This is a genomic window from Ensifer sp. ENS07 (assembly GCF_014852185.1).
Taxonomy (GTDB): domain Bacteria; phylum Pseudomonadota; class Alphaproteobacteria; order Rhizobiales; family Rhizobiaceae; genus Ensifer; species Ensifer adhaerens.
In genome coordinates, this window is the sequence record NZ_JACVBE010000008.1 from 104,197 (window position 1) to 129,422 (window position 25,226).

A 25,226-nucleotide genomic window follows, 5' to 3' on the forward strand; every position below is an offset into this window, starting at 1 on the left:
GAAAACATACGCCGCGATAGCGGCAACCGAAATAGGGACAGGGGCGTGCTTCCAGTCGCGAGCGTGCCTCTACGAAACGGCATTTCGCGTGTTTTCGCCAGCGGAAGTTGGGTCTTGGGGCTCCGTTCGCGCAGCGGTATTGGCAAGCCCTCTTTTTTTCTCTGGCCAGGGAACTGGGGTTCCCTCTGGCGAGTTTGAGGATCGGCGACCCCGGTGTGCAGGGGCGCGTATCGCGGTCGCATCTTCGCACTAGGAGAGACGACGATGAAGCATCAAACAATAGAACAGTTGCAGGCGCTCGCCGAAATCCGTCCCGATCCCGTCATGACGAGAACGGAACGGCTTCAGCGTTGGGCCGAACTCTTGGAAAGCAATCCCGATCGCCGGCTTGGCACGCTTTCCGGTACTGAACGTGCGACTGCTGCCGTGCGTCAGGCCATGCAGGTCAACGGTTCGCCCATGACCGTCGCCTTCGAGGATACGCAATTGCGCCTCGCGGGGCTCGCAGACGACAGCTACGGCGAAGCAAAACGCTTTTTCGAAATATCGGATCATCAGCTGCACGACATCGTCTGCGACTGCAATTTCGGTAGTTCGGTGCGGGCTGCCTATGCCGCCCGTCGGGTTCGCGCGGCCATTGGTCTCTGGCCGCGTCTGAAGGCGCTCTTTAGCTGAGGGCTGAGCCCATCGGCCAGCCTCGGGGGAAGCCAGGGCGCCAGCCGGAAGCTTCCCTAACCTCCTGTTTCTTGTGAGCGGCGCGGCCTCGCTTTCGCGCCGGGCAAGGATATTGCGCCCGGCTGGGTGGCAAACCTGGTTTTGTTCAGCCCGAACCGATGCGCACCGCGTTGCAACGGACACAGTGTGGTCGTCGCGCGGCATGGCGCAAACCTAGCCCGAGGGAGTATATCGCGATCCTCCCCACTTGCAGCATCATCCCCTCAACGCCGGTGCCGCGCGGCTCGCCGGGGGTGGAGGGATGCAGCCGCGGGAGGAGGATTTCATGACATTGGCAGCAGTAACCCGGGCTCTGGGTGCAACGTCCGCGCTGGCGATCCTGGTCGGCACGGCGCAGCCGGTTTGGGCCGCACCCGATCTGATCGTGCTCAACGGCGACGTGCGCACGGTGGACCAAGGCAAGCCGAAGGCACAGGCCTTCGCAATCGAGAACGGCAAGTTCACCGCAGTCGGCAGCAACGACGAGATCAAGGCACTGGCCGATGCCGAGACCAAGGTGATCGATGCCGGCGGCAAGACCGTGACCCCTGGCTTCATCGACGGTCACACCCATCTGACAGACGGTATGGACATGGTGACCGGTGTCGACCTCTCCTACATTCCTGACAAGAAGACCTGGCTCGAAAAGATCAAGGAGGCTGACGCCAGGCTGCCAAAGGGCGTCTGGCTGATGGGCGGCGGCTGGGACTACACGCTCGGCGAAGGCAAACTGCCGACCAAGGAAGATCTCGACGCCGTGGTGCCGGATCGCGTGGTGGTCCTGCGAGATATCGATTTCCATTCCTACTGGGTCAATTCCAAGGCGCTCGAAGTGGGCGGCGTTACCGCGAAGTCGGAAGTCGAAGAGGGCGGGCAGGTGCTCTTGAACGACAAGGGCGAGCCGAGCGGTATCCTGCTCGAAATGGCCGGCGATCTCGTCACGAAGCACCGGCCGGTCTCAAGCGACGGCGAGCGGCGCGAGGGGCTGCTGCAAACAATGAAGTTTGCCAACAGCCTGGGGATCACCGGTGTCAACGACATGTCCCATCTCGCGGCCGTGCACGACTACGCGGCAATCCTTGCCGAGAAGAAGTTGCCGCTACGCGTCTGGTACGGGTTCTTCGAGGGCGACCCGAAGAAGATCGCCGCAGCGGTCAAGGATCGCGAGGAGGTCGACAAGATTGCCGCGGATTCCGGCGAGCTTGAGAAGAAGGGACCGCTGCTGAAGCTCGGCTACACCAAGTCGGTGATCGACGGGGTGCTCTCGACCCGCACCGCCTATATGCATGAGGACTATTCCGACCAGCACGGCTGGAAGGGCAAGCCCTTCGAGACCAAGGAGCAGCTGGCGGCGGCAATCAAGGCCTCCAACGAAAACGGCTTCCCGACGGCGGTGCATGCGATCGGCGATGGCGGCGTCAGCCTCGTTCTCGACGCTTTCGCCGAAGCCTCCGTGCCCCGGCCGCAGCCGAACCGTATCGAGCATATCGAGGTGGTCGAGACCAAGGACATCCAGCGCTTCAAGGATCTCGGTGTCGTCGCCTCGATGCAGCCGAACCATGCGACCGGCACGATCGGTAAGTACATCACCGAACGCATCGGTACCGATCGCGAGCCGCGGGCCTATGTCTGGCATTCGATGCTCGACGCCGGCGTACCGCTGGTGTTCGGTTCGGACTGGCCGACATCGCCGCTGAGCCCGCTGACTCAGATCAACGATGCCGTCTTCCGCGAGAGCCCCTTTGGCTTGGGTGACGGTCCCTGGCACCCCGAGCAAGCGGTCACCTTCGACCAGGCCCTGCATGGTCTCACCCAGGCGGGTGCCGACATGACGCCTTGGGGCGGTGAGATCGGCTCGATCAGCGTCGGCAAGTGGGCGGATTTCGTCGTGATCGACGGCACTCTGTCCGATCCACTCGACCGTTCGATCCGCGAGCGCAAGGTGGAGGCGACCTATCTCGCCGGAAACGAGGTCTATCGCCGGCCCTGATCGGGGGCGGCAGCGTCCTTCTCTTGCCGGTCGCCGTGCGAGGACACGTCGATCGGCAGCCTTCCCACCGATCCAGATCACGCTCGGCCGGCGCTACCAGCGCCGGCCGATTTGCCGTTCAGGGCCATGGTGCACTGGCTTAGTGCCTGAAAATTCATAATAATTGCGCTTCACTTTGGAGCTTATCAAGCTAAGGACGCGATGGAATGGCGTTGAACTCGTTGGACGTGCGGCTGCTGCGGATCTTCGTGACGATCGTGGAGGCGGGTGGTTTCGCGGCTGCACAGGGCGAGCTCAACCTGTCGCTCTCGACGATCTCCAACCATATCTCGGCGCTGGAAAGTCGCCTGGGTCTGATCCTCTGCCAGCGGGGCCGGTCCGGTTTCCGCCTTACCGAGGAGGGGCGTGCAGTCTACGAGGAGGCCAAGCGCCTGTTCGGCACGATCGACCAGTTCGATATCCGCATGAAGGGGCTGCAGCACCGGCTGAACGGCACGCTTTCCGTTGGTCTGATCGACAACACCCTGTCCGACCCGGCCTCCCGTCTGACCCGCGTCTTTGCGCGGATGACGGATGAAGCGCCCGAGGTGGCGCTTTCGATCGTCACCCGACCGCCGCATGAACTGTTGCGCGACGTGATAACGGGCGAGCTCCACATCGCGATCGCGAGCTTCCCGCGCACGACGCTGGGGCTCGAATATGTCGATCTTTACGAGGAGACGCAGCGCTTCTATTGTGGGGCCGAGCACCCGCTGTTTTCCCGCGATGACAGCACGATCGAAATCGACGACATCCGGTCCTACAATCTGATCGGTCGCTCCTATTGGAATGCGCGCGACCTCAAGATCTTCTCGATCGCCAATCCGCGCGCGACGGTCAGCGACATGGAGGCGGAGGCGCGGCTGATCCTTTCCGGGCGCTATCTCGGCTATCTGCCCGATCACTTCGCCAGCCGTTATGTCAGCGAAGGGTTGCTGCGGCCGATCCGCCCGGACCTCTTCAGCTACAGGGCGCCTTTCCAGGCAGCCTTCGACAAGTCGCGGGCGAAATCGGGGCTGGTGCCGTTTTTCGTCAAGCTGCTGACGAGCGAGTAGGCGTCGCGCCCTCCGGCCGAAGCGCCTCGCGGCTGCGTGCCGGACGTTAGAACGCCGGGTCGCTGCTGCGGCCCGGCGTTCTGAAGGAACAGATTACGTGACCGGTTCTAGTCGAGCTCGAAGTTCTCTTTGTAGTCCTGCTTCAGGTGCTCCGGCTGGTTTTCCTTCTTCAGGATGCAATTGCCGACGACGAGGCGCTCGATCTCCGTTCCCATGAAGCAGCGATAGGCGTCTTCGGGATTGCAGACGATCGGCTCGCCACGCACGTTGAAGCTGGTGTTGACGAGCACCGGGCAGCCGGTGCGCGCCTTGAACCGGGTCAACAGCTCCCAGTAACGCGGGTTGGTCTCGCGGTGCACCGTCTGGATACGGGCGGAGTAATCGACATGGGTCACCGCCGGTATTTCCGAGCGCGGCACGTTGAGCAGATCGATGCCGAACAGATTTTCCTGCGGGTGATTGGCGTGCAGGCGGCGGCTTTCCAGGACGTCGCCGACAAGCAGCATGTAAGGGCTGTCGGTGTCGATATCGAACCAGTCCGACAGGTCTTCACGCCGGATCGACGGAGCGAAGGGACGGAAGCTCTCGCGATACTTGACCTTGAGATTGAGCATCTTCTGCATCGTCGGCGAACGGGCGTCGCCGAGGATCGACCGTCCGCCGAGAGCCCGCGGTCCGAATTCCATCCGCCCCTGCATCCAGCCGACCGCTTTTTCCTCGGTCAGCGCCGAGACGGTGGAGGAGGTGATCTCTTCGTCCGAGAGGACCTCGAAGTTCGCCCCGGCGTTGGCAAGCCGCTGCTCGACTTCACCTTGCGCGAAGGCCGGTCCCAGATAGCCGCCCGACATGGAATCGCTGTCCTTCACGACACGCGCGCTTCCAAGATATTCGTGCCAGACCGAGAGGGCCGCCCCGAGGGCGCCGCCCGCATCGCCTGCGGCGGGCTGGATCCAGATATCGTCGAAGATCCCGGCCTTCAGCAACTTGCCGTTCGCCACGCAGTTGAGCGCGACGCCACCGGCAAGGCAGAGGTTCTTTTCGCCTGTCTGGCGCCGGGCATAGCGGGCGAGCCGCATGACCGCCTCTTCGGTCACGACCTGCACGGAGGCCGCAAGGTCCATCTCGCGTTGGGTCAGCGGCGATTCCGGCTTGCGGGGTTCGCCTCCGAAGAGGTCGTGAAAGGCCGGCGAGGTCATCTTCAGGCCCGTGCAATAACCGAAATAGTGCTGGTCCAGACGGAAGGAGCCGTCGTCCTTGAGATCGATCAGGTTGTCGAGGATCGTCTGCGCAAAACGCGGCCGCCCGTAGGGCGCAAGCCCCATCACCTTGTACTCGCCCGAATTGACCTTGAAGCCCGTGTAATAGGTAAAGGCCGAATAAAGCAGGCCAAGGGAGTGCGGGAAATGCAGCTCCTTCAGGAAGTCGAGGCGATTGTCATGGCCATGGGCAAGCGATGTGGTGCACCACTCGCCGACGCCGTCCATGGTGAGGACTGCGGCTGAGGCGAAGGGCGAGGGAAAGAAGGCGCTCGCTGCATGGGACTGGTGGTGCTCGGTGAAAAGCAGCGAGCCATCCCATTCCTTCTTGCCGACAAGCTTGCCGAGATCCTTGCGCAGCATCTTCTTCTGGAAGAGCTTTTCCTTGATCCAGACCGGCATCGCCACGCGAAACGAACTGAAGCCGTGCGGCACTGTCGCAAGATAGGTCTCGACAAGCCGCTCGAACTTCAGGAACGGCTTTTCGTAGAAGACGACATGGTCGATGTCGTTCATGGTGCAGCCTGCTTCCGACAAGCAGTACTCTATTGCCCGCGCCGGAAAATCGGGGTCGTGTTTCCGGCGCGTAAAGCGCTCTTCCTGTGCAGCGGCTACGATGCGCCCGTCTTCGACGAGCGCGGCCGCGCTATCGTGGTAAAAGGCCGAGATACCGAGGATACGCACGATGGTGCCGCCTAGAACAGCGTATAGACGAAGGGGGCGACGGCCGTTCCCTGCGTCAGTACCACCAGGGTTCCGAAGATGGTCGTCATGACCAGGATCGGCAGCAACCAGTATTTCTTCCGGTTGCCCATGTAAGACAGGAGTTCCCTAGCAAGGTCCATTTTCGTGTCCTCTGTCCGATACAATAAGGGATAGGTTCTTCAAATTTCAGAACTGGTTTTTCATCGTTGCCTGGGCTGCTTCGCCCTGTGGCTTGTCGATCCAGTAGGTCTTGGCGTTCTTGTCGAACTGTTCGGTCAGCGCGTCATTGCCGCGAAGCCTGAGATAAATGCCGATCGGCACGAAGGTCGTGACGTAGATCAGGAACATCACGACCGGATTGACGATCTTGAACAGCACAAGGCCGAGCCGCATCCAGAGATGGTTGGCGCGTGTCAGGGTCGAAGGCGCGATCAGGGCCAGCACGACCAGAACCACGCCGATCAGGGCGAGCACAGCCGTTACGGTCGTAATCTCGGAAGCCCGCCACCATTTCACGAGCGCGATCAGGGTAAGGATGCCACCGACGGTGTAGCCGAAACTTCTGTTCGACGGTCCTTCCGGGGGCTTCTCGTTCAGTGGTCCGTGAGAAATGCTCATTGCTATCCACCTCAAAGCGGTTAGCTAAAAAACGCACAATTTTCATTGTGCCGACGAATGAAAAACTCTTTAGTCATTTATATTGGGAGAATATGAGCGGCAAATACTGGGGTAGGTCAATATGCCAATGGATATAGAGGGTCATATCCGGCTTACGATTCTTGGCGCGATCTTCTGATACTCGGGTTGATGTCCGCCGGTCGGCCCTGTTCCAGGGCTTGCCTGCAGCAGTGCAAGGTTCGTGTGGTCCGGGCGCGCGCGCGTAACCTTGGCTATACTGGTGGCGAATGCATTTGAGCGCTGGAAGAGACGAGCGTATGCTGACGACACTTGAATATGCTGATTGCAGCGGCTGCCAGGGCCGTGCCGTCCTCGTCGTCGAAGATGCGGTCGGCGACGGTCGGTGGCCGCGATTTGATTTATTCTCGCTCGTCACGCGCAGGGTTGTTTTCAAAGGGGCGGCGCAGAGCGGAGACTTGGCATGAAGCTAGAGCCGTCAAACCGTTTCAGCGCCCGCCGCGTGAGCCCGACGGCGGCCGCTCCACCACACGGTGCCGGCGCGCCGATGGATCTGGACCAGGCGTCCGGCCGCAAGGTCTGGACGAACACCTTCCGAGCTCGTTCCGACAAGGTGATCGCCGTCGGGCGCATTCTGCTGGCGCTCGGCAGCGTCTGGATCGCCTGGCTCGATTCCGTTCACGTGCCGCTGCCGCCAGAGCCCATCTACTTCCTGCTGATCGGCCATCTCTTCTATGCCATCGCGGCCGCCTTCCTCGTCTGGCGCACGGAGATTTCGCGCGTGCGCGGCACGCTGGTGCGTCACATCATCGATGTCGCGGCGTTTGCGATCTTCATGTCGATGACCGACGGCCCGGCAAGCCCGTTCTTCATGCTGATGCCGTTCACTTTGCTGTCCGCGACGCTGCACTGGCGCTGGCGCGGGGCGCTCTACACCGGTCTCGTCTGCCTGGCGGCCCTGCTCTACCTCGGTTACTTCGATGCCGGCGATATGCTCGATCCGGATGCCGATACGACGACGAACGCCTCGCGGATCCTCTTCATCTTCGTTGCGGCTGCGCTGCTCGTCTGGCTGGGCGCACACCAGGAGGCGGTCCGGGCCGAGCTTCTTCGGCTGGTGCAGCGAACACCGAGCCAGCCGCGGGGACGCGAGTGGCCGGCGCGCGCGGCCCTCGATTATGCCGCCCATGTCATGCTGGTTCCGCGGGCCCTCTTGTTGTGGACCGATGCGGAGGAGCCCTGGACCTATGCGGCCCTGTGGAACGAAGGCGAACTCGAGGTCATGCAGATGCCGCCCGATGCCTTCGGTACCTGGACGGACGAAAAATTGCTGCGCAGCAGCCTGCTTGTCACCGAGGCCGCGCGTGGTCGCGTTCTCGTGCATATCGGCGAGGGGCGGTTTCATCAATGGTCGGATCCCGATCCCCCGATCTCGCCAGCGCTTGTGGAAGCTTTCAACATCAACGCCGCGGTCTCGACCTTCTTCCAGGTCGACGATCTGCAGGCGCGCCTCTTCGTTCTGGAGCCGCCTGCGCTCACGCTCGATGACGTGGCGATCGCGGAGATCATCGCCGACAGGATCAAGGCGCTGTTCGAACAGGCGATCCTGGTTAGACGCCTGAGTGACGAGGCGGCCGTCGACGAGCGCATCCGCATCGGCCGCGACCTGCACGACGGGGTGCTTCAGGCGCTTGCGGGCACAGCACTGCAGCTTCAGTCGCTGCGCAAGCTCAAGGATGCGGGGCCGGATGTGCTTGCTGAACGCCTCGAGGCCATCCAGGCGATGCTGCTCGAAGAACAGCGGGAGCTTCGCGGCTTCATCCGCGCGCTCGAGCCGGGTGGCAATCTCCAGGCTACCGGCGAAATGCAGCTCGAGCGTCAACTGGAAGCGGTGGCCGCACGGCTGCGGCAGCAATGGCAGATCGACGTCTCGATCGCCTTCGACCCGCCGTCCGGCATCGACCTGCCGCTGGCGCTGACCTACGAGCTTGCGCGCATGACGTCCGAAGCGACCGCCAACGCGGTCAGGCACGGCGGCGCGCAGAAGGTCAGGATCACGCTCAGCATCGACAACGGATCGATCGTGCTGACGATCGACGACGACGGGGTCGGCTTCGGTTATGGTGAGCGTCTTGACCATGCCGAGCTTGAACGAGAAAAAATCGGACCGCGGAGCCTGCGTGAACGGGCGGCAGCGCGTGGCGGAAAACTTGCGATCGAAAGGATAGCGGAATGGACTCGAGTGGTCGTCATGCTGCCAATGCCGCAATAGCGTTGCGCGCGGTCGTCGTCGACGATCATCTGATCGTGCTCGACGGGCTTCGCCGGCTGATCGAGACCGTGCCCGGCTGGGAGGTGGTGGCGACCTGCGAGCGTGCGACCGATGCGCTGCAGGTTCTGTCCGAGCGGGGCGCCGATATCGTCGTCGCAGATCTTCGCATGCCGCATATGGACGGGCTCGAATTCATACGCCGGGTGCGCAGCGCCCACCGACAGCAGATCGCGATCGTCATCCTGACGGCTGATATCGGTGACGATCAGGTTGCCGAAGCGATCCGGCTCGGAGTGAACGGCATCGTCCTCAAGGAACAGGCCCCGGACACCCTGCTCGACTGCATGAATGTCGTGGCCAGCGGCAAGACCTATTTCCAGGATCAGGCGCTGAAGTCCGCGATCGAGCGGATACGCGCGCAGGAGGCCGTTGAGACCCGGGGCGTCGACCTCCTGACACAGCGCGAGATCGAGGTCTCGCGGCTGGCGGCCTCGGGGATCCGCAGCAAGGAGATCGGTGCCCGGCTCGGCATATCGCCGGGCACGGTCAAGCTGCATCTCCACAGCATCTACAGCAAGCTCGGAATCTCGACGCGCGTCGAGCTGGCCAATCTGGCGAACCGGCTCCCGAAGAGCCCACTATGACGGCGTCGCCCGCGCTTGCAGGCCCCCTGCTTCTGGCCTGAGCCTCCCCTTTCGAAAACATCCAGCCCGCGACGAGACGCCGCGACCGGCGCTTTCTGCCGCAAGCGAACTGTAAGAAACAGGGCCGGAGTATATCCATCTGGATATATTCAGAACGAAAATCCTAGGATAGAGTTCGGAATTGTAAGGCGTCTCCGGCAGAGAAGTGAAACCTCCGAAGCTCATGTCGCTATATAACGAATAAGTTCATGTTTTCGTATTCTGAAGATATTGACGGTGTTCTTCTCTGTTCCGGAGAGCCACTATGCATGTTCAAAGTGTTATTGAAATAGCTGAAACAGACGGTCGGCTTCCGGTCGAGATAATCATAAAGGGTTATCGTTTGAGCCAGAAGCGGCTTACCGTCTTCGTTTTAAACGAGGTGACGCCGGCCGCGGTCAACCGGATCCTGGATCCCGTGGTGCCGACGTTGCCTCTTTTCATTCCTGGCGTGCTTTACGTCAAGATTTCGGATGATGCCCGCGTGCGGGAAGCGGTCGAGACGGCGGATGTCGTCTATGCCGCGACCAGCCTGTTTCGCGATCAGTTGACCGGCTACGGGACTTTGCCCGGGCTGCTTCGACCGATCGAGCTCCTGCGGCCGGATTCCTCCAAGCGCATCCGGCTCGCAGATACTGGCGAACACGCAGGCTCCGACGAACCGAAGCGTCCCTCCGTCGCAAAGACATCGAGGCGCACGACCACCTATCTCGCCAGCCTGGCACGGTCCTATTGGCGCGAGGCCGGAAGCGCCTGAACCGGGCGATGCGGCAATCATCCGAAATGCTTCAACACAGATCGCACAATCAAGGTGTCAGCTGACATGCCCCGAAAAGCCGAACGTCAGGATGCGCTCAACAACAACAATCCGACGGCGACGCCTGCGGATTTCATCGATCAGAACAAGCCTCAATCGAGCGGAATCCTGCAACGCATGCGCCGTTCGCGCAATTTCGGCGGTGTCATGGATGGGCTGATCATTCTCGTTTCGGGACTTGTCGCCATTCTGCTGTGCGAACTGCTGCTGCGTCTGGTGCCGAGCCTGCAGCTTCCGGTCGGCGAGGGCGAATATGTCTATTGCGGCGTGCCGCGGGGGCGGCATCAGTCGCACGCGCTCTACGGCTATACGGAAATACCGGGCAACAGCTACTTCGAGCGTTTCAGCCCGCTCGATCCTTGGAACCGCGTCCAGATCAACCGCGACGGTTTCCGCGACAATGCGACGGGCACGGGTTCGCCGGTGTTCGTCCTCGGCGATTCCATGGTGCGCGGCTCGCTCGTCAAGGAAAGCGAAACCTTCAGCTCGCTCCTGAACGCATGGCACCCGCAACTGCTGCTCAAGAACTACGGCACCGGCGGCTACGGCCAGCCGAACGAGATCCGGGTCTATGAGGACAAGGGCCACAGCATCCCTCATAACCTCGTCGTCGTCGGGCTCTCGCTCAGCACCGACCTTGAGGACAATGCCGAGCGTGCGGTTCTGACGCCCTCGTCCATCGATATCACGGTCGAGCCGGCCGGTAGCGGAACCAAGAAGCCCAGCCTCGCTTTGCAGGCACATCTGTACCTGTGGCAGAACAGCAAGCTCTACAACTGGTTCTACTCGACCCTGCTCAGACCCTATGTTGGCGACCGGGCGTCCCGGCGTGACATCGGCCATGCGATCGAGCTGACGCGGCGCCTGTTCGTCCGGCTTGCCGACGATGCCCGCGCCAACGGCGCCGAGCTGCTCGTCGTCATCCTCCCGGGCTGGGCGGAACTGGTTGGTCGCGACGACGGCCTGCAGCCGGAAAAGCAGCGCGAAATGATCAAGGCGCTCGCCGCTGCGACGCCCGGAGTGTACGTGGTCGATCCGACCGAAAAGCTCTCCGCCAACGATCCGATGAAAACCTATGGCATCGGCGACAAGCACCTTTCTCCGCTCGGACATTTTCTTGTGGCCGAGGCGATCGACCAGTGGCTGGTCAATGATTGGAGCGGCGGCAAGGGCCTGACGGTCGGCGAGCACCAGTTCGTAAAAACCGCTCCGGTGGAGCCAGATTGCCTGAAGTTTTCTCAGGTCGGACAGTAATCGGCGGACCTGAAAGGAAGATCCGATGAATTCCAATGTAACACGCGTCGTTCAAATGGAACAAAACAGCGTCCGGAAATCCTCCATTCTCAAGCGAGCCCTGCTTGCGGTTCTCGCGACGGCTTTCAGCCTCGCCCTTTGCGGCCTCATGATCGAAGGCATGGCGCGCACCGTCTTCGACAACGGCATGGATTTCGACCTCGAGATGTGGAAATACGCCCGCGACCTGAAACGGGTCAGCGCCGAGCCGGCGATCGGCCACGAGCATATTCCCAATTCGAGCGGCGTCTTCATGGGTGTGCCGGTCAGCATCAACTCGATCGGCCTGCGCAACCGCGAAATCGGCCCGGTTGCCGCCGGGACGACGCGGGTGATGATGCTCGGGGATTCGCTGACCTTCGGCTGGGGCGTCAAAGAGGAAGATACGCCCTCCAGGCTGCTGGAAACGGTCCTCAACGGCGGCAGCCAGGGGGCGCCGAAATACGAGGTGATCAACACCGGTGTCGGCAACTACAACACCCAGATGGAAGTCGCCTATTTCATGACCAAGGGCGTCGAGCTCAAGCCGGACGTGGTCGTCCTCAACTATTTCATCAACGATGCCGAGCCGACGCCGCGCCGTCACGAGGTCGGCTGGGGCGAGTATTCGCAGGCCTATGTCGTACTCGCCTCGGCGGTCGACAAAATCTCGCGCATCTTCCTCGGTCGGGCGGACTGGAAGGCCTATTACCGGGGCCTCTATGAAGACGACCAGCCCGGCTGGACGGAAGGGCAGGATGCCATGCGGCGGCTGATCAGCTTCTGCCGCGAACGTGGCATCAAGCTCGTGCTCGTCAACTATCCCGAACTGCATGAAGTCAAGCAGTATCCGTTCCCGGAAGTCACCGGCGCGGTCGAGAAGATCGCCGAAAGCGAGGGGGTTCCCTTCCTCGATCTTCGCCCCTCGGTCGAGGATCTCGTTCCCGAAACGCTGTGGGTATCGCCATCGGATGCGCACCCGAACCGGATCGCCAACGAGCGCTTCGCCGCCGCGATCGCCGGAACGCTGGAACGCTCCTATCCGGACCTCTTCGCCGGAGCCGGATCGGTCGCCAAGGTCCAGCCGTGAGGCTAGCGCGACCGGCTGCTGAACGTCCTGGTCGGAGACATGCGCGTCAAAAATCGACGATCAGGTTTGCGCGGCCGGCACTCGACCGCGCGCCGTCGCCGAATTCGCCGAGATAGGTGATTGCCAGCCGCGCGGATTTGGAGAGCCGGGCGGAAATGCCCGCTTCCACCACCAGCGCATCGCGCGCGATGGGCACGCCTGCGATGGTGAAGGGGCTGGCACCGGCAAAGGCAAGGCGCGCGGACGGCGAAAGGTCGCCTTCCGCATGGCGCCAGCCGAGCATGCCGGAGGCTGAGATCGGCATTTGGTCTATCGGCAGATTCGCCCACCAGCGCACGCCGATGGTCGTAAGCATGGCGTCGTCAGTGGCACCTTCTGCCGAGAGCGCCGCCGAACCACCGTTTTCCTTGAACGCATCGGTATCGAGATAGACATAGGCCAGGTTTGCGAACGGCTGAAGCCTGATGTCGTCTGCGCTGAGCGTGAAGGAAAGGTCGGCGAACACCTGGGCAACAGTGCTGTCGTAGTCGGCGGTCAGGCGGTCTGTGAACGAGCCGAAGGCGAGGTCACGCTCCGACGAAACCTCGTTGTGGCTATAGATCGCGCCGCCTGCAAGGTTCAGCGCCCCGATGTTCCCATATCCGTAGAGGCCCGCATGGTAAGCATCGACACGCGCCTGCGGCTGAACGGTGAGATGGCTGTAGCCGAGGATCCCACCGAGGCGCCAATCGTCGGAAACCGCCGTATCAGCGCCGACGAGGACACCCGCCGTGCGGTTACCGATAGCGGCTGCGTTGCCGTCACCGGACAAATGGCCCGCGCCTGCAAAACCCGACGTCCAGAAGACGGCGTCCTCGGTTTCCTGAAGGGTCGAGACGGCCGAGCCCGCGCGCTCCAGAATGGCGTCCCGCGGAAAACGGCTGTCCCACATCAGCGCGCTCTTGACTGAGGCGTGTACCTCGCCGCTCAGCTGGGAAAAGGCGCTTGCGGCCGTTGCATCATCCAGCGAGAGCACGGCCAGCGTGAGCGGGCTCGTGACGCCCAGCGCTTCGACAGCGCTTGCTGCTGCGCGCCCATTGGCGGTTTCTGCGAGGTCCGCGAACGCAACGTCGTTCCGGTCGAGCCTCAGATCGATGCCGGTGGCGCCATAGGTCAGCGTCGGCGACAGGAACGCAAGATTGCTTGTCACCGCATCGAACCGGCCGCTGACAGTGCCGGCGGAAGCGATCGTGTAGCTCGTCGACGGGTCATAGACGCCGCTGCCGGCGAGGACCGCTAGCCTGCCGCCCTCAAGCGAAAGCGCGCCCGAAACGGCCAGGCGGTCGGATTGCCCCGCCGCATCCACATCCACCTGATAGATCGAGCCCGAACGGAACGTCAGGTCGCCGTTGACGGTGGCAACCGCGATGCCCGGGCCGGGAGAGACCACGCCGCCGGCATTGACCGTCAGGCTGCCGACGATGCCGCTGCCGGACAAGAGACCGCCGTCGAAGATTTCGACCGTCCCGGCGACTGTGCCCTGGTTGACGAGAGCGCCGCCCGTGATGTTCGCCGCGCCGCTGATCGTGCCGGTGTTTTGGAAGAGGCCGCCGCTGTTTGCGAGCGAAGCGATGGTTCCGTCGTTCGACCCGGTGCCGGCGTTGGAAACTGCCCCGGCAGTCGCGCCGCTGTTATTGGTGAAAGTGCCGTTGGCACCGATCTCGACGTCGGCGAGCGCCGCATTGTTGACGACGCTGCCGCCGGCGACGGTTGTCTTTCCGGTCACCGTGCCGTTGCCGTTGTTGGTGAAGGATCCGCCATCGTTGCGCACGGAAGCGATGGTTCCGGCATTGGACAGGGTGCCGGCGTTGGTGACGTTGGCGGCCACGGCGCCGCTGTTGTTGACGAAGGCTGCCGCGGCCGCGACGTCGGCGTCGCTAACGACGAAATTGTTCGTCACGGTGCCGCCTGTAACCGTCGTCTTGCCGGTGACTGTGCCACCGGCATTGTTGGCGAAGTTTCCGGCTGTGTTGGTAAGTCCGGCGATCGTGCCGGCATTCGACGCGGCGCCGCTGTTGGTGACCGCGCCGGCGCTTGCCCCCGACGTGTTCGTGAAGGTGCCGCCCGCGCCGACGGTGACCGTACCGAGGGTCGCGTTGTTGGTGACGGCGCCGCCAGAGACCGTGGTTTCGCCGGTCACTTCGCCGCCGAAATTGTTCGTGAAGCTTCCGGCGTCGTTGCGCACCGATGCGATGGTGCCAGCGTTCGAGACCGTGCCGGCGTTGGTAATCGCGCCCGCAGTTGCGCCATTGTTGTTGACGAAGGCGGCCGCTGCCGCGACATCCGCGTCGGTGACGACGAAGTTGTTGGTGACGGTTCCGCCCGCCACCGTCGTTTTCCCGGTGATCGTGCCGCCGGTATTGTTGGTGAAGTTCCCCTGGGTGTTCGTCAGCGAGCCCATGGTTCCGGCGTTGGAGGCGGTGCCGGCATTCACCGTCGCGCCGGCGACGGCGCCGGTGTTGTTCACGAAAGTGCCCCCAGCCGAGACTTTGACGTCACCAACCTCGCCGTTGTTGGAAAGCGACGTGGCGCTGCCGACGCTGGCGCTGTCCAGCGTTCCGTTCACCGACACGTTGCCGTTGTTCAGCGTCAGCCTTCCGTTGAGGTCCCCATCGATCGACAGGCTGCCGCCGTTCAGCTCGACATTGGAGGTGAGTGCGCCGCCCGCGTTGATGCTGACGCTCCCGGAATTGATCGTGCTACCGTTGGTGACGGTCAGCGCGCCGGTGTTGGAGATGGTGACATTGCCGCCGTCGACGCCAAGCTGGCGGATCGTACGGCCGTCGTTGACCTGCGGAGAGCCGGTGTTGACCTCCGCTGCGTCGCTCGCGCCGGGCAGGGCGGGCGCCCAGTTCGCGCCGTTGCCGAATTCGTTGTCGGCTCCCCCGGTCCAAACGGACTGGGCAAGCGCCGGTGTCGAGACGGCAAGAGAGGCTAGTGCCGTGAAAAGGCCGAGGCGTTTGGAAAGGACCGCGAGCGGTGTTTGTCGCATGGGTGCCGCCGGTGCTACGAACGCTCGCGAATCAGCCAGCGGAATGGGTAGCTTTGGCTATCTAATCATGGTTAACGATTTACTACCACCGTTGCTCCCGGGCCGGATGGGCCACCGCCATCGCCCGGTGGCAGAGCCGAAAGTCTCGGCTCCGCTTGCCCTTTGAAGCCGCCGGGAAACGCATGATCAACTGAGCGGGAAGCCCATGGCCGAGACCATCTTGAGCCACGGCCTGCGCCAGCCACCGGACTTGTCGGCGGTGTCGAGCGCATACATGGTGATCTGGGCGCCGAGCCAGCGGAACGGCTCGGGTGGGATCGTATTCGGAAGGCTGGTGGCGAAATCCAGCCGGCTCTCCGGGGTCTTCGAGCCGTCGAGGATATCGAGCGCTATGCGCGCGCCGAAACGTGAGGCCGAGACGCCGAAGCCAGAATAGCCGCCGGCATAAACGACCTTTTCGTCATGGTAACGCTGGAAGTGTACGGCCATGCGGGTGCTGAGGTCGATCGGCCCGCTCCAGGCATGGCTGAAGCGCAGGCCTTCGAGCTGTGGAAAGGTGTCGAAGAAAGCGGCGGCAAGGGGCTCATAGGTATCGAGTTCCCGGTCGATCGACGGAAACGGATCGCCGGCGAAGGCATAGGCGAGGCGGCCGCCGAAGATGATCCGGTTGTCCTTGGTGAGCCGCATGTAGTTCATCTGGGTGCGAGTGTCGTAAACGCCCTGACGATGGCTCCAGCCGATCGCTGCCATCTGCTCCGCTGACAGGGGCTCTGTCGCCAGCACCCGATCGCGCACGGCGACGACCCTGTTTTTGATCTTCCTGTGGCCGGCGGCAAAGGCGTTGGTGGCGAGCAGCACCTTCGGCGCGGTCACGCTGCCGGAAGCCGCGTGTGCCTTCATCCGGTCGCCGAGGTCTTCAAGGCCTGTCAGTTCGGTGTTTTCGAAGATCCGTACGCCGAGCGTGAGCGCGACCCGTTTCAGTCCGAACGCCAGCAGCGCCGGATGCACCGTGCCGCAGATATGCTTCGACCAGACGCCGGCCTTGTAGCGCGGCGAATTGATTTCGGCGCGGACGGCGCTCTGATCGAGGAAGACCGCCTGGTGGCCGTACTTCAGGTGAAGCTCGTGCTCCTCGTGCAGCGCTTCGATATGGGCGTCGTCGACCGCGACCGTTAGCTCCCCGCCCCACTCGGCATGACAGTCGATCGCATGCTCCTCAAGCGTCTTGAGAAAGCCGTGCATGTTCTCCTGGCCGAGCTTCTCGAGCGCTGCGATGTCTTTCGGGAAAATGCGCACGGCGTTCGACAGCCCGTGCATGACCGAGGTTGAGACGACACCGCCCGGCCGACCCGAGGCGCCGTTGGCGACCGAGCCTTTCTCGATCAGAATGACGTCGATCTCGGGCTGGCGCTGCTTTGCCTGGATGGCGCCCCACAACCCGGTAAAGCCGCCACCCACAACGAGAAGGTCGGCCTTCAGATGACGCGTCAGTCGCTCTCGCGGCTCGGGCGCATCCGGCCGGTCGAGCCAGAAGGGCGTCATCGTCACGTCTGCAAGGGCTTTGTTTCTTACCTGGGTCATGAGGACGGCTCACATCACTTCGCGGCAGGGGCGGTGTAGAGGACGTAGACCTTGCGCATCGTCTCCAGCACTTCGAAACGCACTTCGACGCCGGCTGGAAGCACGTAGCTTTCGCCCGCCGAAAAGGTCTCGACCGAGCCATCCGGGTTGGTGATCGCGACCTTGCCAGAGAGGATGACGCTGTATTCATTGCCATCGGGATAGGAGAGCATTTCCGCATAGGGCGTCGACTGCCACGTGCCGATGACGACGGCCTTATCGGGGCTTTCGAAATGAACGTCGCCGAGCTCGTCCGCAAAGCCCGAAAGGATCGCCTCCGGCGGCACGACGCTGCATTTTTCAAGCGCGTTGAGGCCGACACCATCGCGCCCGAGTTTGATGACCTTCGACATGTTCACTCCAGTTCAGAAAGACGAGCGCCAAGTCGATCGGCCGCGCGCCAGGGTTTCGTTGTTTCATTCTTCTACGGAACGATGGGATGTCCGAGATCAATATGCCGTCTCGACAGTCACGTGCCGCCTTGCCTGCCGCGGATCTACTGTGCGGCTTGCATCATTTTTCTAGGCGTCGGTATCGCTGCTCGGAATACGCCAAAGGGCTAGGTTCGCTCCGAGGCGGGCCATCCGTGCCGCGCCGCAAGGCCTTGCCCCGCCGGATGTCGGCCACCTATGCCGTTGTTTTGGTTCGCCAAAAGATAGTTTTGGAAATCCCGTAGTGAAATTCCGTTACTTGCGACCAACCCAACCTTCGCCTAGTCTGCGCTTGGAGGAGAACAATATGAACGACGATACGATCATCAAAGTCTGCGCGCCGGCGCAGCAGGTGTCCGGTGTAGGCGATCTGGCGCTGTCGCTGATGGAGGGGGTGGGCCGTTCGGATTTCCAGGACCGGCTGACACATTCGCTCAAGCGGCACATTGCGATCGATGCCGGTCTGATGCTCCTCTATCGACGCGACGCCGCGCCGAAGATCCTGTTTAACGACTGGCGCACGGACAGGGGGCTGTCGGATATTCGCGCCTATCTGCAGGGGCCGTACCGGATGGATCCGTTCTACCGGCTGGCGCTCGACAATGGCGACGACGGGCTTTATCGCCTGCGGCAAATCGATCCGTCCTTCGACCGGTCGCAGTACTACCGCGACTACTACCGGCATTCGGGCCTGCACGACGAATTCAACGTCTTCATCGGCATCGATGCCGACACGAAGATCGCAATCTCTCTGGCGCGCCGCCATGCGCACGCGGCCTTCAGCGGCGAAGATCAGGATTTCCTGCAGAATGCGGCGCCGCTCATCAGCATGGCCGTGCTTCGGCATTATCGCGACCTCAGACCCGAAGGCCTGGGCGACGACGGCTCGCCGCTTCAAAGCGCCCTGGCGCAGGCGGTGCGCAATTTTGGCCGCAGCCTGCTGACCGATCGCGAGTGCCAGGTGGCGCAGATGATCCTGCGCGGTTACTCGGTCAAGGGTGCTGCCGAAAAGCTCGGCATCTCGCCGGCGACCGTCAAGCTGCATCGCCGCAACCTCTACGCCAAGCTCGACATCACTTCGCAGACGGCATTGTTCTCGCTGTTTATCGATGCCGTGTCTTCGGCAAGCAATGCCTTCGAGGATCCGCTGGCCACGTATCTTTCGCCGGCTGGCGCGCTGAGGCCGCACTGACCCGGCGCATTTGTCGGGAATTCCGGGGAAGTCTATCTTCCTCAGAGTTACCTCAAGCCGCGGCGCTCACCCGTTGTTCGGAGCGCCGCGAGACCAGTTGAGCGGCCACCAATCCAAACACGACGATGCCGAGGATAATCGTCGAGATCGCGTTGATCTCCGGCGTCACGCCGAACTTGATCTGTGAATAGATCTTCATCGGCAGGGTCGATGCACCCGGCCCGGTCGTGAAGCTCGAGATGACCAGGTCGTCCAGCGACAGGGTGAAGGACAGCAGCCAGGCGGAGACGAGCGCCGGGATCATGTTCGGTAAGGCGACGCTGACGAACGCCTTTGCCGGAGGGCAGCCGAGATCGCGCGCCGCCTCCTCCAATGACGGGTCGAGTTCGACCAGCCGCGATTGCAGCACGACAGTCGCAAAACAGAGCGTGAAGGTGGTGTGCGCCAGCGTGATGGTGAGCGGCCCGCGGTCGATCCCGAGCGTCACGAACATCAGAAGCATCGACACGGCCATCACCACCTCGGGCATCACCATCGGGGCGAGCAGCATGCCGTTCAGCAGTGCCCGGCCACGGAAGCGACGCAGCCGCACCATGACGACGGCGGCAAGCGTGCCGAGAAGGGTGGCGGCGGTGGCCGAGACCGCCGCGACCAGGAAGCTGACTTTCGCGCCCTCGATGATCGAGGGATTGTTGAGAACAGTCGCATACCATTGGGTGGAGAAGCCGCCCCAGACCGTCACGAGCTTCGAGCCGTTGAAGCTGTAGACGACGAGCACGACGATAGGCAGATAGAGGAAGGCAAGACCGAACAGGATCGACAGCCGATTGAACCAGCTTGGTTTTGTCATGGCTTGCTCCTCAGCCTTGTTCACGCGATTGGCGCGACTGGAAATAGACGATCGGTACGACCAGCAGAGCGAGCAAGACGATGGTCACGGCAGCGGCCATCGGCCAGTCGCGGTTGTTGAAGAATTCGAGCCAGATGGCGCGGCCGATCATCTGCGTGTCGGCGCCACCCAAGAGATCCGGGATCACGAATTCACCGACGACCGGGATGAAGACCAGCGCGCAGCCCGCGAGCACGCCGGGCAGGCTCAACGGGAAGGTGACCCGCCAGAAGGCGGAGATGCGCGAGCAGCCGAGATCGCGCGCCGCCTCGATCAAAGTCCGATCGGCGCTGCTCAAGGTCGAATAGATCGGCAGCACCATGAAGGGCAGGTAGGTGTAGACGATGCCGATATAGATCGCCGTCTCGGTGTTGAGGATTGGCAGCGGCTCGCTGATCAGCCCGATCTTTAAAAGCAGCGCGTTCAAAAGACCGTCGTTCCTGAGAATGCTCATCCAGGAATAGACGCGGATCAGCATCGAGCTCCAGAACGGCACGATCACCAGAAAGACCAGCAGGGACCTGGAGGAGGGCGAGCAGGACGCGATGCCATAGGCGAGGGGATAGGCGATGAAGAGCATGGCAGCCGTGGAGATCGCCGCGATCTTGAGGCTCGTCAGATACGCCAGAAGATAGGTGTCGTCGGTCAGCACATAGAGGAAATTCTCGAAATTGAGCCTAAGGTTCAGGATCGAGCCGTCCCAGGCGGTCAGCGGCTCGAATGGCGGCATGCCGAGGCGGACGGTCGAAAGGCTGATACCGGCAACCAGCGCGAAGGGCGCGAGGAACAACACGAGCAGCCAGGCATAGGGGATGGCGATCAGCAGGCGCTTGCCCCAGTTCGCCTTTGCGGAGGGGGCGGCTGCGGAAGAATGGGCGATGGAAGACAAGGTTCGACCTCCTATTCGGCCAGCAGCCGGCTTGCCTGCGGCGGCCAGTTTGCGAACACGCGGTCGCCGACGCGAAGATCGCTCTCGGCGCCGAGATTGACCCGGCGCGCGTCGAGCGTCGCGCCCGACTTCAGCCGCACGCGGTAGTGTCTCTCGACACCGGTATAGGTGAGCTGTTCCACGGTGCCTTCGAGGCCGCTGCCCGAAGTTGTAAGCTCTACCCGTTCAGGGCGGACCGAAACCCAGAACGGCCGGTCGAGCGCCACCCGGTCGGTGAAGGCGGCGCGGACACCGCCGCCGGCCTCATCGCTTTCGATCCGCAGTTCTTCGCCATCGCGTTCCGATCGTCCGCCGGCAAAGACATTGGTTTCGCCAAGGAATTTCGCGACGTAGCGCGACCGCGGCGCCTCGTAGACGTCTGACGGCGAGCCGACCTGCAGCACCTGTCCCTGCTTCATGATGGCGATGCGGGTGGAAACGGTCATCGCCTCGTGCTGATCATGGGTGACGATGATGAAGGTGAGGCCGAGTTCGCGTTGCAGGCGGACGAGTTCGAGTTGGGTTTCGGTGCGCAGGTTCTTGTCGAGCGCGCCCAAGGGCTCGTCAAGCAGCAACACCTTCGGCCGCTTGACCAGTGCGCGGGCGAGCGCCACGCGCTGGCGCTGGCCGCCGGAAAGCTGCGCCGGCTTGCGATCGAGCAGTGCGGTCAGCTGCAGCTTTTCCGAGACCTCGTCGATCCGCTTCCTGATCTCGCTCTTGTCGAGACCGTCCTGGTGCAATCCGAAGGCGATGTTCTTGCCGACCGTCAGATGCGGAAAGAGCGCGTAGGATTGGAACATCATGTTGGTCGGACGCCGATGCGCCGGAACGTCGGTGACGTCGGCGCCTTCCAACCTGATCGCGCCCGAGGTCGGCGTCTCGAAGCCGGCGATCATCCGCAGCAGCGTCGACTTTCCGCAGCCGGAGGGCCCAAGGAGCGAGAAGAATTCGCCCCTCTCGATGCCGAGGTTGATGTTGTTGACGGCCGTGACGACGCCATAGGACTTCGCCAGGTTTTCGATCGAAATATAGGATGGCACGGGATCTGGTCCTGCTGTTGACGGTTGGCCTATTGGCCGGCCCGGAATGCTGACCAGACGCGGGTGCGCTCGCGCGTCTGGCGCGGTGGCAGCGACTTGTCGACGAAGAGCTTGGAACGGACCTCGGCAGGCGGATAGATGTTCGGGTTGTCTCGGATGCCGGCGTCGACCTCTGCCGTCGCCGCGGCATTGGCGTTGGCGTAAAAGACGCGATTGCTGATCGCGGCGACTGTCTTCGGCTCGAGGATATAGTCGATGAAAGCCAGCGCCTGTTCCGGATCCGGTGCGTCGGCCGGGATCGCCATCGTGTCGAAGGAAATGATCGTGCCTTCCTTCGGGATCGAGTAGGCGACCGCAACACCGGTCTCCGCCTCTTCGGCGCGGGCCGCTGCAATGCCGGCGTCGCCGCTCCACATCAGCGCCAGGCAGAGCTGGCCGGAGGCCATGTCGGCCACGAGCTGGCCGCTTTGCATGTGCCGGATAAAGGGGCGCAGCTTCAGCAGCAGTTCCTTGGCTTTGTCGAGATCCTCCGCCTGTGTGGAATAGGGATCGAGGCCGAGATAGTTGAGCGCGATCGGGATCACCTCGTTCGGCGCATCGACGATGCCGATGCCGCAGTCCTGGAATTTCTGGGCGATCTCGGGCTTGAAGAACATGTCGAGGCTATTGACCGGTGCCTCGGGCAGGCGCTCGTTGACCAGCTTGGCGTTGTAGGCAACGCCCGTCGTCAGCCACATGTAGGGAACGAGATACTTGTTCTCCGGGTCGTGCTCGGCGACAAGCTTCAACAGGTCCTTGTCGAGATTGCCGTAGTTCTTGAGCGCTGTGACATCGATCGGCTTCAGTGCGCCGGACTGGATCAGGCGCTCGCCGACCGTGGCGCTCGGGAAGGCGACGTCGAAACCGCTGCCGCCGGCAAGCAGCCGGGTTTCAAGCACTTCAAGGGAATCGTAGAAGTCCACCCGAGTTTCAACGCTGGTCTTCGCCTGGAAATTCGAAACGGTGTCTTCGGCGAAGTAGTCGGAGAAATTGTAGATGAACAGCTTGTCCTGCGCCTGGGCGGTCGTTGAGGCCGCAATGGCGGCGAGCGACGCGGCGAACATGGAGCGCAGGGCGGTGCGGGTTAACTTTTGCATGGTTCCTCCCAAGAACAGCGTATTTTTGTTTTCGCCAAAGTGATTGGCGGGTCCTTTGAGGGCAACACTCCCTTTGGCTAGGTGTGGGAGACGCGGCGGCGTCGTAAACGGCAATCGACGCCGGCCTTTGCCGCATCGGGCATGTTTGTTTGACCGCGATCGAAGTAACGTTCGATCGAAGGGCATTTCTCGGGTGGCAATGGCTGCTAGGGTTCCGGCGACAGAAAGGGAGAACTTCCATGGACGAAAAATTCAACCAGCCGCTGGGCGGCAACGATATGCCCCGCTTCGGCGGCCCCGGCACGATGATGCGTCTTCCCACCGCGACCTCGGCTGAAGGCCTCGACGCCTGCTTCGTTGGCATCCCCATGGATATCGGCGCGTCCAACCGGTCTGGTACGCGCTACGGACCGCGCCAGATCCGCGCGGAATCCGTGATGATCCGTCCCTACAACATGGCGACCGGCGCCGCCCCGTTCGAAAGCCTGCAGGTCGCCGATATCGGCGACATCGCCATCAACACCTTCAACCTGCCGGCCAATATGGAGATCATCACCCGCGGCATCCGCGAGATCCTTAAGCATGACTGTATCCCGCTGACCCTCGGCGGCGATCACACGATCAGCTACCCGATCCTGAAGGCGATTGCCGAAAAACACGGGCCGGTCGCCCTCATCCATGTCGATGCGCATGCGGATATCAACGACACGATGTTCGGCGAGAAGATCGCGCACGGCACGCCGTTCCGTCGCGCCTATGAGGACGGCTGCCTCAATCCCAATCTCGTCTTCCAGATCGGCCTGCGCGGCACCGGCTATGCTTCCGACGATTTCGACTGGTCGCGCGACAGGGGCTTCACCGTCGTCCCGGCCGAGGAATGCTGGCACAAGTCGCTGGTGCCGCTGATCGAAGGCATCCGCGCGAAGATCGGCAACCACAAGACCTACCTGACCTTCGACATCGATAGCCTTGATCCGGCCTATGCGCCGGGCACCGGCACGCCCGAGATCGGGGGCCTTACCGTCATCCAGGCACTCGAGATCATCCGCGGCTGCCGCGGTCTCAACCTGGTCGGCGCCGATCTCGTCGAGGTGAGCCCGCCCTTCGACACGACTGGAACGACCGCGATCACCGCGGCGAACCTGCTTTATGAAATGCTCTGCGTGCTGCCGGGGGTGAAGTACAAGCGGTAACGGCTCCGGCAAGCTTGATTGCGGATTGGCAGGAGGCCGGAGGCGGCCTCCTTTCCTGAAAACCTTTCGAACGCCTTTAGCGCTTTGCCGGGCGCAGACGCCCCCAGATCGGCGCGACGACATTACCCAAGACGACGATCGTGATGGCGCCGACGACGAGGGCGAGCAGTGCCTGCTGTGCCGAGGTCGCAAACCAGCCGACGAGCCCGGGCGCGAACTGAAGCGCCTGCGCGACATGCTCGGAGATGTCGTGGATGAAATGTTCAGGCCCGGCCTCGCCAAGTTGCGCCATGCCGTGCACGAGAATGCTGCCCCCGACCCACAGCATGGCGGCGGTGCCGATGGCGGCGAGAGCCTTGAGGAACACGGGCATGCCGAGCACCAGTCCGCGGCCGAGCGGCCGCAGGAGCGCGACGGGGTTTTTGGCAAGCGCGACGCCGGCGTCGTCGGCCTTCACGATCAAGCCGACCGCTCCGTAGACGGCAAGCGTGATGAGGATGCCGACCCCGGCCAGAACTGCTGCCTGTGTGTAGATGCTGGCGTCGGCAACGGTCGAGAGCGTCAGTGCCATGATCTCGGCGGAAAGAATGAAGTCGGTTCGGATGGCGCCCGCAACCTTCTCGTTTTCGAGCGCTGCCGGATCGCTCGTCGCGCCGAGCACGGCTTCCTCATGTGCGTGGGCGGCATGGGGGAAGAGGGCACCATAGAGCTTCTCGGCGCCCTCGTAGCAGAGATAGATGCCGCCGAGCATGAGCAGCGGCGTGATCGCCCAGGGTGCGAAGTAGCCGAGCAGAAGGGCTCCCGGCAGAAGGAAGAGCAGCTTGTTCTTGAGCGAGCCGAAGGCGATCCGCGCGATGATCGGCAGTTCCCGTTCCGGCGTCAGGCCAACGACATAGCGTGGCGTCACGGCCGCATCGTCGATCACGACGCCAGCGGCCTTGGTGCTGGCCTTCACCGTCTGGGCGGCAACGTCGTCAAGCGAGGCCGCAGCCATCTTGGCGATCGCAGTGATGTCGTCGAGGAGGGCGATGAGACCTGTGGCCATCGATGGCTGAACCCTTTGAGAGAAATCCGAAAAACACGGCAGTTAAGTCGCCAGTAACCACCATAGCGTGTCGAGTCAACGGCGCCGCGGTTGCACCCCGTCACCCAGTCTGCGTCGCGGAGGCCCTCGTGTGCCAGAGGAGGGCGTCTCGCTCGTTCTTCAAAACGTGATCAACCACGCCCGACTGTGCCA

22 protein-coding genes are annotated in these 25,226 nt (G+C 62.6%); 11 read left to right on the forward strand and 11 right to left on the reverse strand.

Going from position 1 to position 25,226, the window contains the following annotated elements; translation table 11 throughout:
- The first annotated feature begins 264 nt into the window (after window positions 1-264).
- The 3 genes from IB277_RS23000 (at window position 265) to IB277_RS23010 (ending at window position 3,798) form a co-directional block, all read left to right on the forward strand.
- Window positions 265-675 carry a hypothetical protein gene (locus IB277_RS23000; protein ID WP_034789708.1) on the forward strand — a complete coding sequence of 137 codons (411 nt, stop codon included), beginning with the start codon at window positions 265-267 and terminating at the stop codon, window positions 673-675.
- Window positions 676-1,000: 325 nt separating this feature from the next.
- Window positions 1,001-2,704 (forward strand): amidohydrolase, encoded by a 1,704-nt coding sequence (locus IB277_RS23005; RefSeq protein ID WP_060606083.1) that lies wholly within the window; start codon window positions 1,001-1,003, stop codon window positions 2,702-2,704.
- A 206-nt stretch (window positions 2,705-2,910) separates the two neighbouring features.
- On the forward strand, window positions 2,911-3,798 hold the full coding sequence (locus IB277_RS23010; RefSeq protein ID WP_192371900.1) for a LysR family transcriptional regulator: 888 nt from the start codon (window positions 2,911-2,913) through the stop codon (window positions 3,796-3,798).
- A gap of 107 nt (window positions 3,799-3,905) precedes the next feature.
- Here the strand turns inward: IB277_RS23010 and IB277_RS23015 are convergent, their stop codons facing one another.
- From IB277_RS23015 to IB277_RS23025, 3 genes are read right to left on the reverse strand one after another with little or no spacing between them, the layout of a single operon-like run.
- Window positions 3,906-5,738 (reverse strand): carbamoyltransferase, encoded by a 1,833-nt coding sequence (locus IB277_RS23015; RefSeq protein WP_034789695.1) that lies wholly within the window; start codon window positions 5,736-5,738, stop codon window positions 3,906-3,908.
- 11 nt (window positions 5,739-5,749) lie between these two features.
- Window positions 5,750-5,899: a DUF5989 family protein gene (locus IB277_RS23020; protein ID WP_192371902.1), complete on the reverse strand. Its 150-nt coding sequence runs from the start codon at window positions 5,897-5,899 to the stop codon at window positions 5,750-5,752.
- Between the two features lie 46 nt (window positions 5,900-5,945).
- The gene (locus IB277_RS23025) at window positions 5,946-6,377 is read right to left on the reverse strand and encodes an SxtJ family membrane protein (protein WP_034789693.1); all 432 of its coding nucleotides are present in this window, start codon (window positions 6,375-6,377) and stop codon (window positions 5,946-5,948) included.
- Between the two features lie 317 nt (window positions 6,378-6,694).
- Here IB277_RS23025 and IB277_RS23030 point away from each other — a divergent pair, with 317 nt between their 5' ends.
- The 6 genes from IB277_RS23030 to IB277_RS23055 all read left to right on the forward strand — a co-directional run bounded on the left by IB277_RS23030 (window position 6,695) and on the right by IB277_RS23055 (window position 12,529).
- Entirely contained in the window at window positions 6,695-6,862 is a 168-nt protein-coding gene (locus tag IB277_RS23030) for a hypothetical protein (protein WP_156400694.1), read from the forward strand.
- A complete protein-coding gene (locus IB277_RS23035; protein WP_192371904.1) occupies window positions 6,859-8,667 on the forward strand; it encodes a sensor histidine kinase in 1,809 nt (602 codons plus the stop codon). Before IB277_RS23030 ends, IB277_RS23035 begins: the two co-directional genes overlap by 4 nt.
- Window positions 8,628-9,311, forward strand: coding sequence for a response regulator transcription factor (locus tag IB277_RS23040; RefSeq protein WP_034789687.1), 684 nt, complete (start codon window positions 8,628-8,630; stop codon window positions 9,309-9,311). The genes IB277_RS23035 and IB277_RS23040 overlap by 40 nt, the downstream gene beginning before the upstream one ends.
- 382 nt (window positions 9,312-9,693) lie before the next feature.
- Window positions 9,694-10,107: a hypothetical protein gene (locus tag IB277_RS23045; RefSeq protein WP_060519282.1), complete on the forward strand. Its 414-nt coding sequence runs from the start codon at window positions 9,694-9,696 to the stop codon at window positions 10,105-10,107.
- A gap of 66 nt (window positions 10,108-10,173) precedes the next feature.
- Window positions 10,174-11,421 carry an SGNH/GDSL hydrolase family protein gene (locus tag IB277_RS23050; RefSeq protein WP_034789684.1) on the forward strand — a complete coding sequence of 416 codons (1,248 nt, stop codon included), beginning with the start codon at window positions 10,174-10,176 and terminating at the stop codon, window positions 11,419-11,421.
- A gap of 25 nt (window positions 11,422-11,446) precedes the next feature.
- Window positions 11,447-12,529, forward strand: coding sequence for an SGNH/GDSL hydrolase family protein (locus tag IB277_RS23055; RefSeq protein ID WP_060519284.1), 1,083 nt, complete (start codon window positions 11,447-11,449; stop codon window positions 12,527-12,529).
- 46 nt (window positions 12,530-12,575) lie between these two features.
- Here IB277_RS23055 and IB277_RS23060 read toward each other — a convergent pair whose 3' ends face one another.
- The 3 genes from IB277_RS23060 to IB277_RS23070 form a co-directional block, all read right to left on the reverse strand.
- Window positions 12,576-15,560 carry an autotransporter domain-containing protein gene (locus IB277_RS23060; RefSeq protein ID WP_060606080.1) on the reverse strand — a complete coding sequence of 995 codons (2,985 nt, stop codon included), beginning with the start codon at window positions 15,558-15,560 and terminating at the stop codon, window positions 12,576-12,578.
- 186 nt (window positions 15,561-15,746) lie between these two features.
- Window positions 15,747-17,141 carry an FAD-binding oxidoreductase gene (locus IB277_RS23065; RefSeq protein ID WP_034789670.1) on the reverse strand — a complete coding sequence of 465 codons (1,395 nt, stop codon included), beginning with the start codon at window positions 17,139-17,141 and terminating at the stop codon, window positions 15,747-15,749.
- A gap of 14 nt (window positions 17,142-17,155) precedes the next feature.
- Window positions 17,156-17,533 (reverse strand): cupin domain-containing protein, encoded by a 378-nt coding sequence (locus tag IB277_RS23070; protein ID WP_051659170.1) that lies wholly within the window; start codon window positions 17,531-17,533, stop codon window positions 17,156-17,158.
- Between the two features lie 385 nt (window positions 17,534-17,918).
- Between IB277_RS23070 and IB277_RS23075 the strand changes: the two genes are divergently transcribed.
- Complete coding sequence (locus IB277_RS23075) at window positions 17,919-18,803, forward strand: LuxR C-terminal-related transcriptional regulator (RefSeq protein WP_051659169.1); 885 nt, start codon at window positions 17,919-17,921, stop codon at window positions 18,801-18,803.
- A gap of 52 nt (window positions 18,804-18,855) precedes the next feature.
- Here the strand turns inward: IB277_RS23075 and IB277_RS23080 are convergent, their stop codons facing one another.
- Genes IB277_RS23080 through IB277_RS23095 form a run of 4 tightly spaced genes read right to left on the reverse strand, consistent with a single transcriptional unit; the run spans window position 18,856 to window position 22,796 of the window.
- On the reverse strand, window positions 18,856-19,653 hold the full coding sequence (locus tag IB277_RS23080) for an ABC transporter permease (RefSeq protein WP_060519288.1): 798 nt from the start codon (window positions 19,651-19,653) through the stop codon (window positions 18,856-18,858).
- 10 nt (window positions 19,654-19,663) lie between these two features.
- A complete protein-coding gene (locus tag IB277_RS23085; RefSeq protein WP_192371906.1) occupies window positions 19,664-20,581 on the reverse strand; it encodes an ABC transporter permease subunit in 918 nt (305 codons plus the stop codon).
- 11 nt (window positions 20,582-20,592) lie between these two features.
- A complete protein-coding gene (locus IB277_RS23090) occupies window positions 20,593-21,660 on the reverse strand; it encodes an ABC transporter ATP-binding protein (protein WP_234798796.1) in 1,068 nt (355 codons plus the stop codon).
- A 29-nt stretch (window positions 21,661-21,689) separates the two neighbouring features.
- Window positions 21,690-22,796 carry an extracellular solute-binding protein gene (locus tag IB277_RS23095; protein ID WP_034789666.1) on the reverse strand — a complete coding sequence of 369 codons (1,107 nt, stop codon included), beginning with the start codon at window positions 22,794-22,796 and terminating at the stop codon, window positions 21,690-21,692.
- Between the two features lie 239 nt (window positions 22,797-23,035).
- On the opposite strand from IB277_RS23095, the gene speB reads away from it, so the two are divergent.
- Entirely contained in the window at window positions 23,036-23,989 is a 954-nt protein-coding gene (gene speB / locus IB277_RS23100) for an agmatinase (RefSeq protein WP_034789665.1), read from the forward strand.
- 76 nt (window positions 23,990-24,065) lie between these two features.
- Here speB and IB277_RS23105 read toward each other — a convergent pair whose 3' ends face one another.
- Window positions 24,066-25,034, reverse strand: a complete 969-nt coding sequence (locus tag IB277_RS23105) for a DUF808 domain-containing protein (RefSeq protein WP_060519290.1) — start codon at window positions 25,032-25,034, stop codon at window positions 24,066-24,068.
- Window positions 25,035-25,226: the final 192 nt, after the last annotated feature.

Excerpts from the sequence above, each read along its gene's own strand:
- IB277_RS23075 (WP_051659169.1), top strand. The coding sequence starts at position 17,919 with ATGAACGACGATACGATCATCAAAGTCTGCGCGCCGGCGCAGCAGGTG.
- IB277_RS23035 (WP_192371904.1), top strand. The coding sequence starts at position 6,859 with ATGAAGCTAGAGCCGTCAAACCGTTTCAGCGCCCGCCGCGTGAGCCCG.
- IB277_RS23095 (WP_034789666.1), bottom strand. The coding sequence starts at position 22,796 with ATGCAAAAGTTAACCCGCACCGCCCTGCGCTCCATGTTCGCCGCGTCG.
- IB277_RS23010 (WP_192371900.1), top strand. The coding sequence starts at position 2,911 with ATGGCGTTGAACTCGTTGGACGTGCGGCTGCTGCGGATCTTCGTGACG.
- IB277_RS23070 (WP_051659170.1), bottom strand. The coding sequence starts at position 17,533 with ATGTCGAAGGTCATCAAACTCGGGCGCGATGGTGTCGGCCTCAACGCG.
- speB (WP_034789665.1), top strand. The coding sequence starts at position 23,036 with ATGGACGAAAAATTCAACCAGCCGCTGGGCGGCAACGATATGCCCCGC.
- IB277_RS23005 (WP_060606083.1), top strand. The coding sequence starts at position 1,001 with ATGACATTGGCAGCAGTAACCCGGGCTCTGGGTGCAACGTCCGCGCTG.
- IB277_RS23030 (WP_156400694.1), top strand. The coding sequence starts at position 6,695 with ATGCTGACGACACTTGAATATGCTGATTGCAGCGGCTGCCAGGGCCGT.
- IB277_RS23050 (WP_034789684.1), top strand. The coding sequence starts at position 10,174 with ATGCCCCGAAAAGCCGAACGTCAGGATGCGCTCAACAACAACAATCCG.
- IB277_RS23105 (WP_060519290.1), bottom strand. The coding sequence starts at position 25,034 with ATGGCCACAGGTCTCATCGCCCTCCTCGACGACATCACTGCGATCGCC.
- IB277_RS23025 (WP_034789693.1), bottom strand. The coding sequence starts at position 6,377 with ATGAGCATTTCTCACGGACCACTGAACGAGAAGCCCCCGGAAGGACCG.
- IB277_RS23065 (WP_034789670.1), bottom strand. The coding sequence starts at position 17,141 with ATGACCCAGGTAAGAAACAAAGCCCTTGCAGACGTGACGATGACGCCC.
- IB277_RS23055 (WP_060519284.1), top strand. The coding sequence starts at position 11,447 with ATGAATTCCAATGTAACACGCGTCGTTCAAATGGAACAAAACAGCGTC.
- IB277_RS23000 (WP_034789708.1), top strand. The coding sequence starts at position 265 with ATGAAGCATCAAACAATAGAACAGTTGCAGGCGCTCGCCGAAATCCGT.
- IB277_RS23080 (WP_060519288.1), bottom strand. The coding sequence starts at position 19,653 with ATGACAAAACCAAGCTGGTTCAATCGGCTGTCGATCCTGTTCGGTCTT.
- IB277_RS23060 (WP_060606080.1), bottom strand. The coding sequence starts at position 15,560 with ATGCGACAAACACCGCTCGCGGTCCTTTCCAAACGCCTCGGCCTTTTC.
- IB277_RS23020 (WP_192371902.1), bottom strand. The coding sequence starts at position 5,899 with ATGGACCTTGCTAGGGAACTCCTGTCTTACATGGGCAACCGGAAGAAA.
- IB277_RS23040 (WP_034789687.1), top strand. The coding sequence starts at position 8,628 with ATGGACTCGAGTGGTCGTCATGCTGCCAATGCCGCAATAGCGTTGCGC.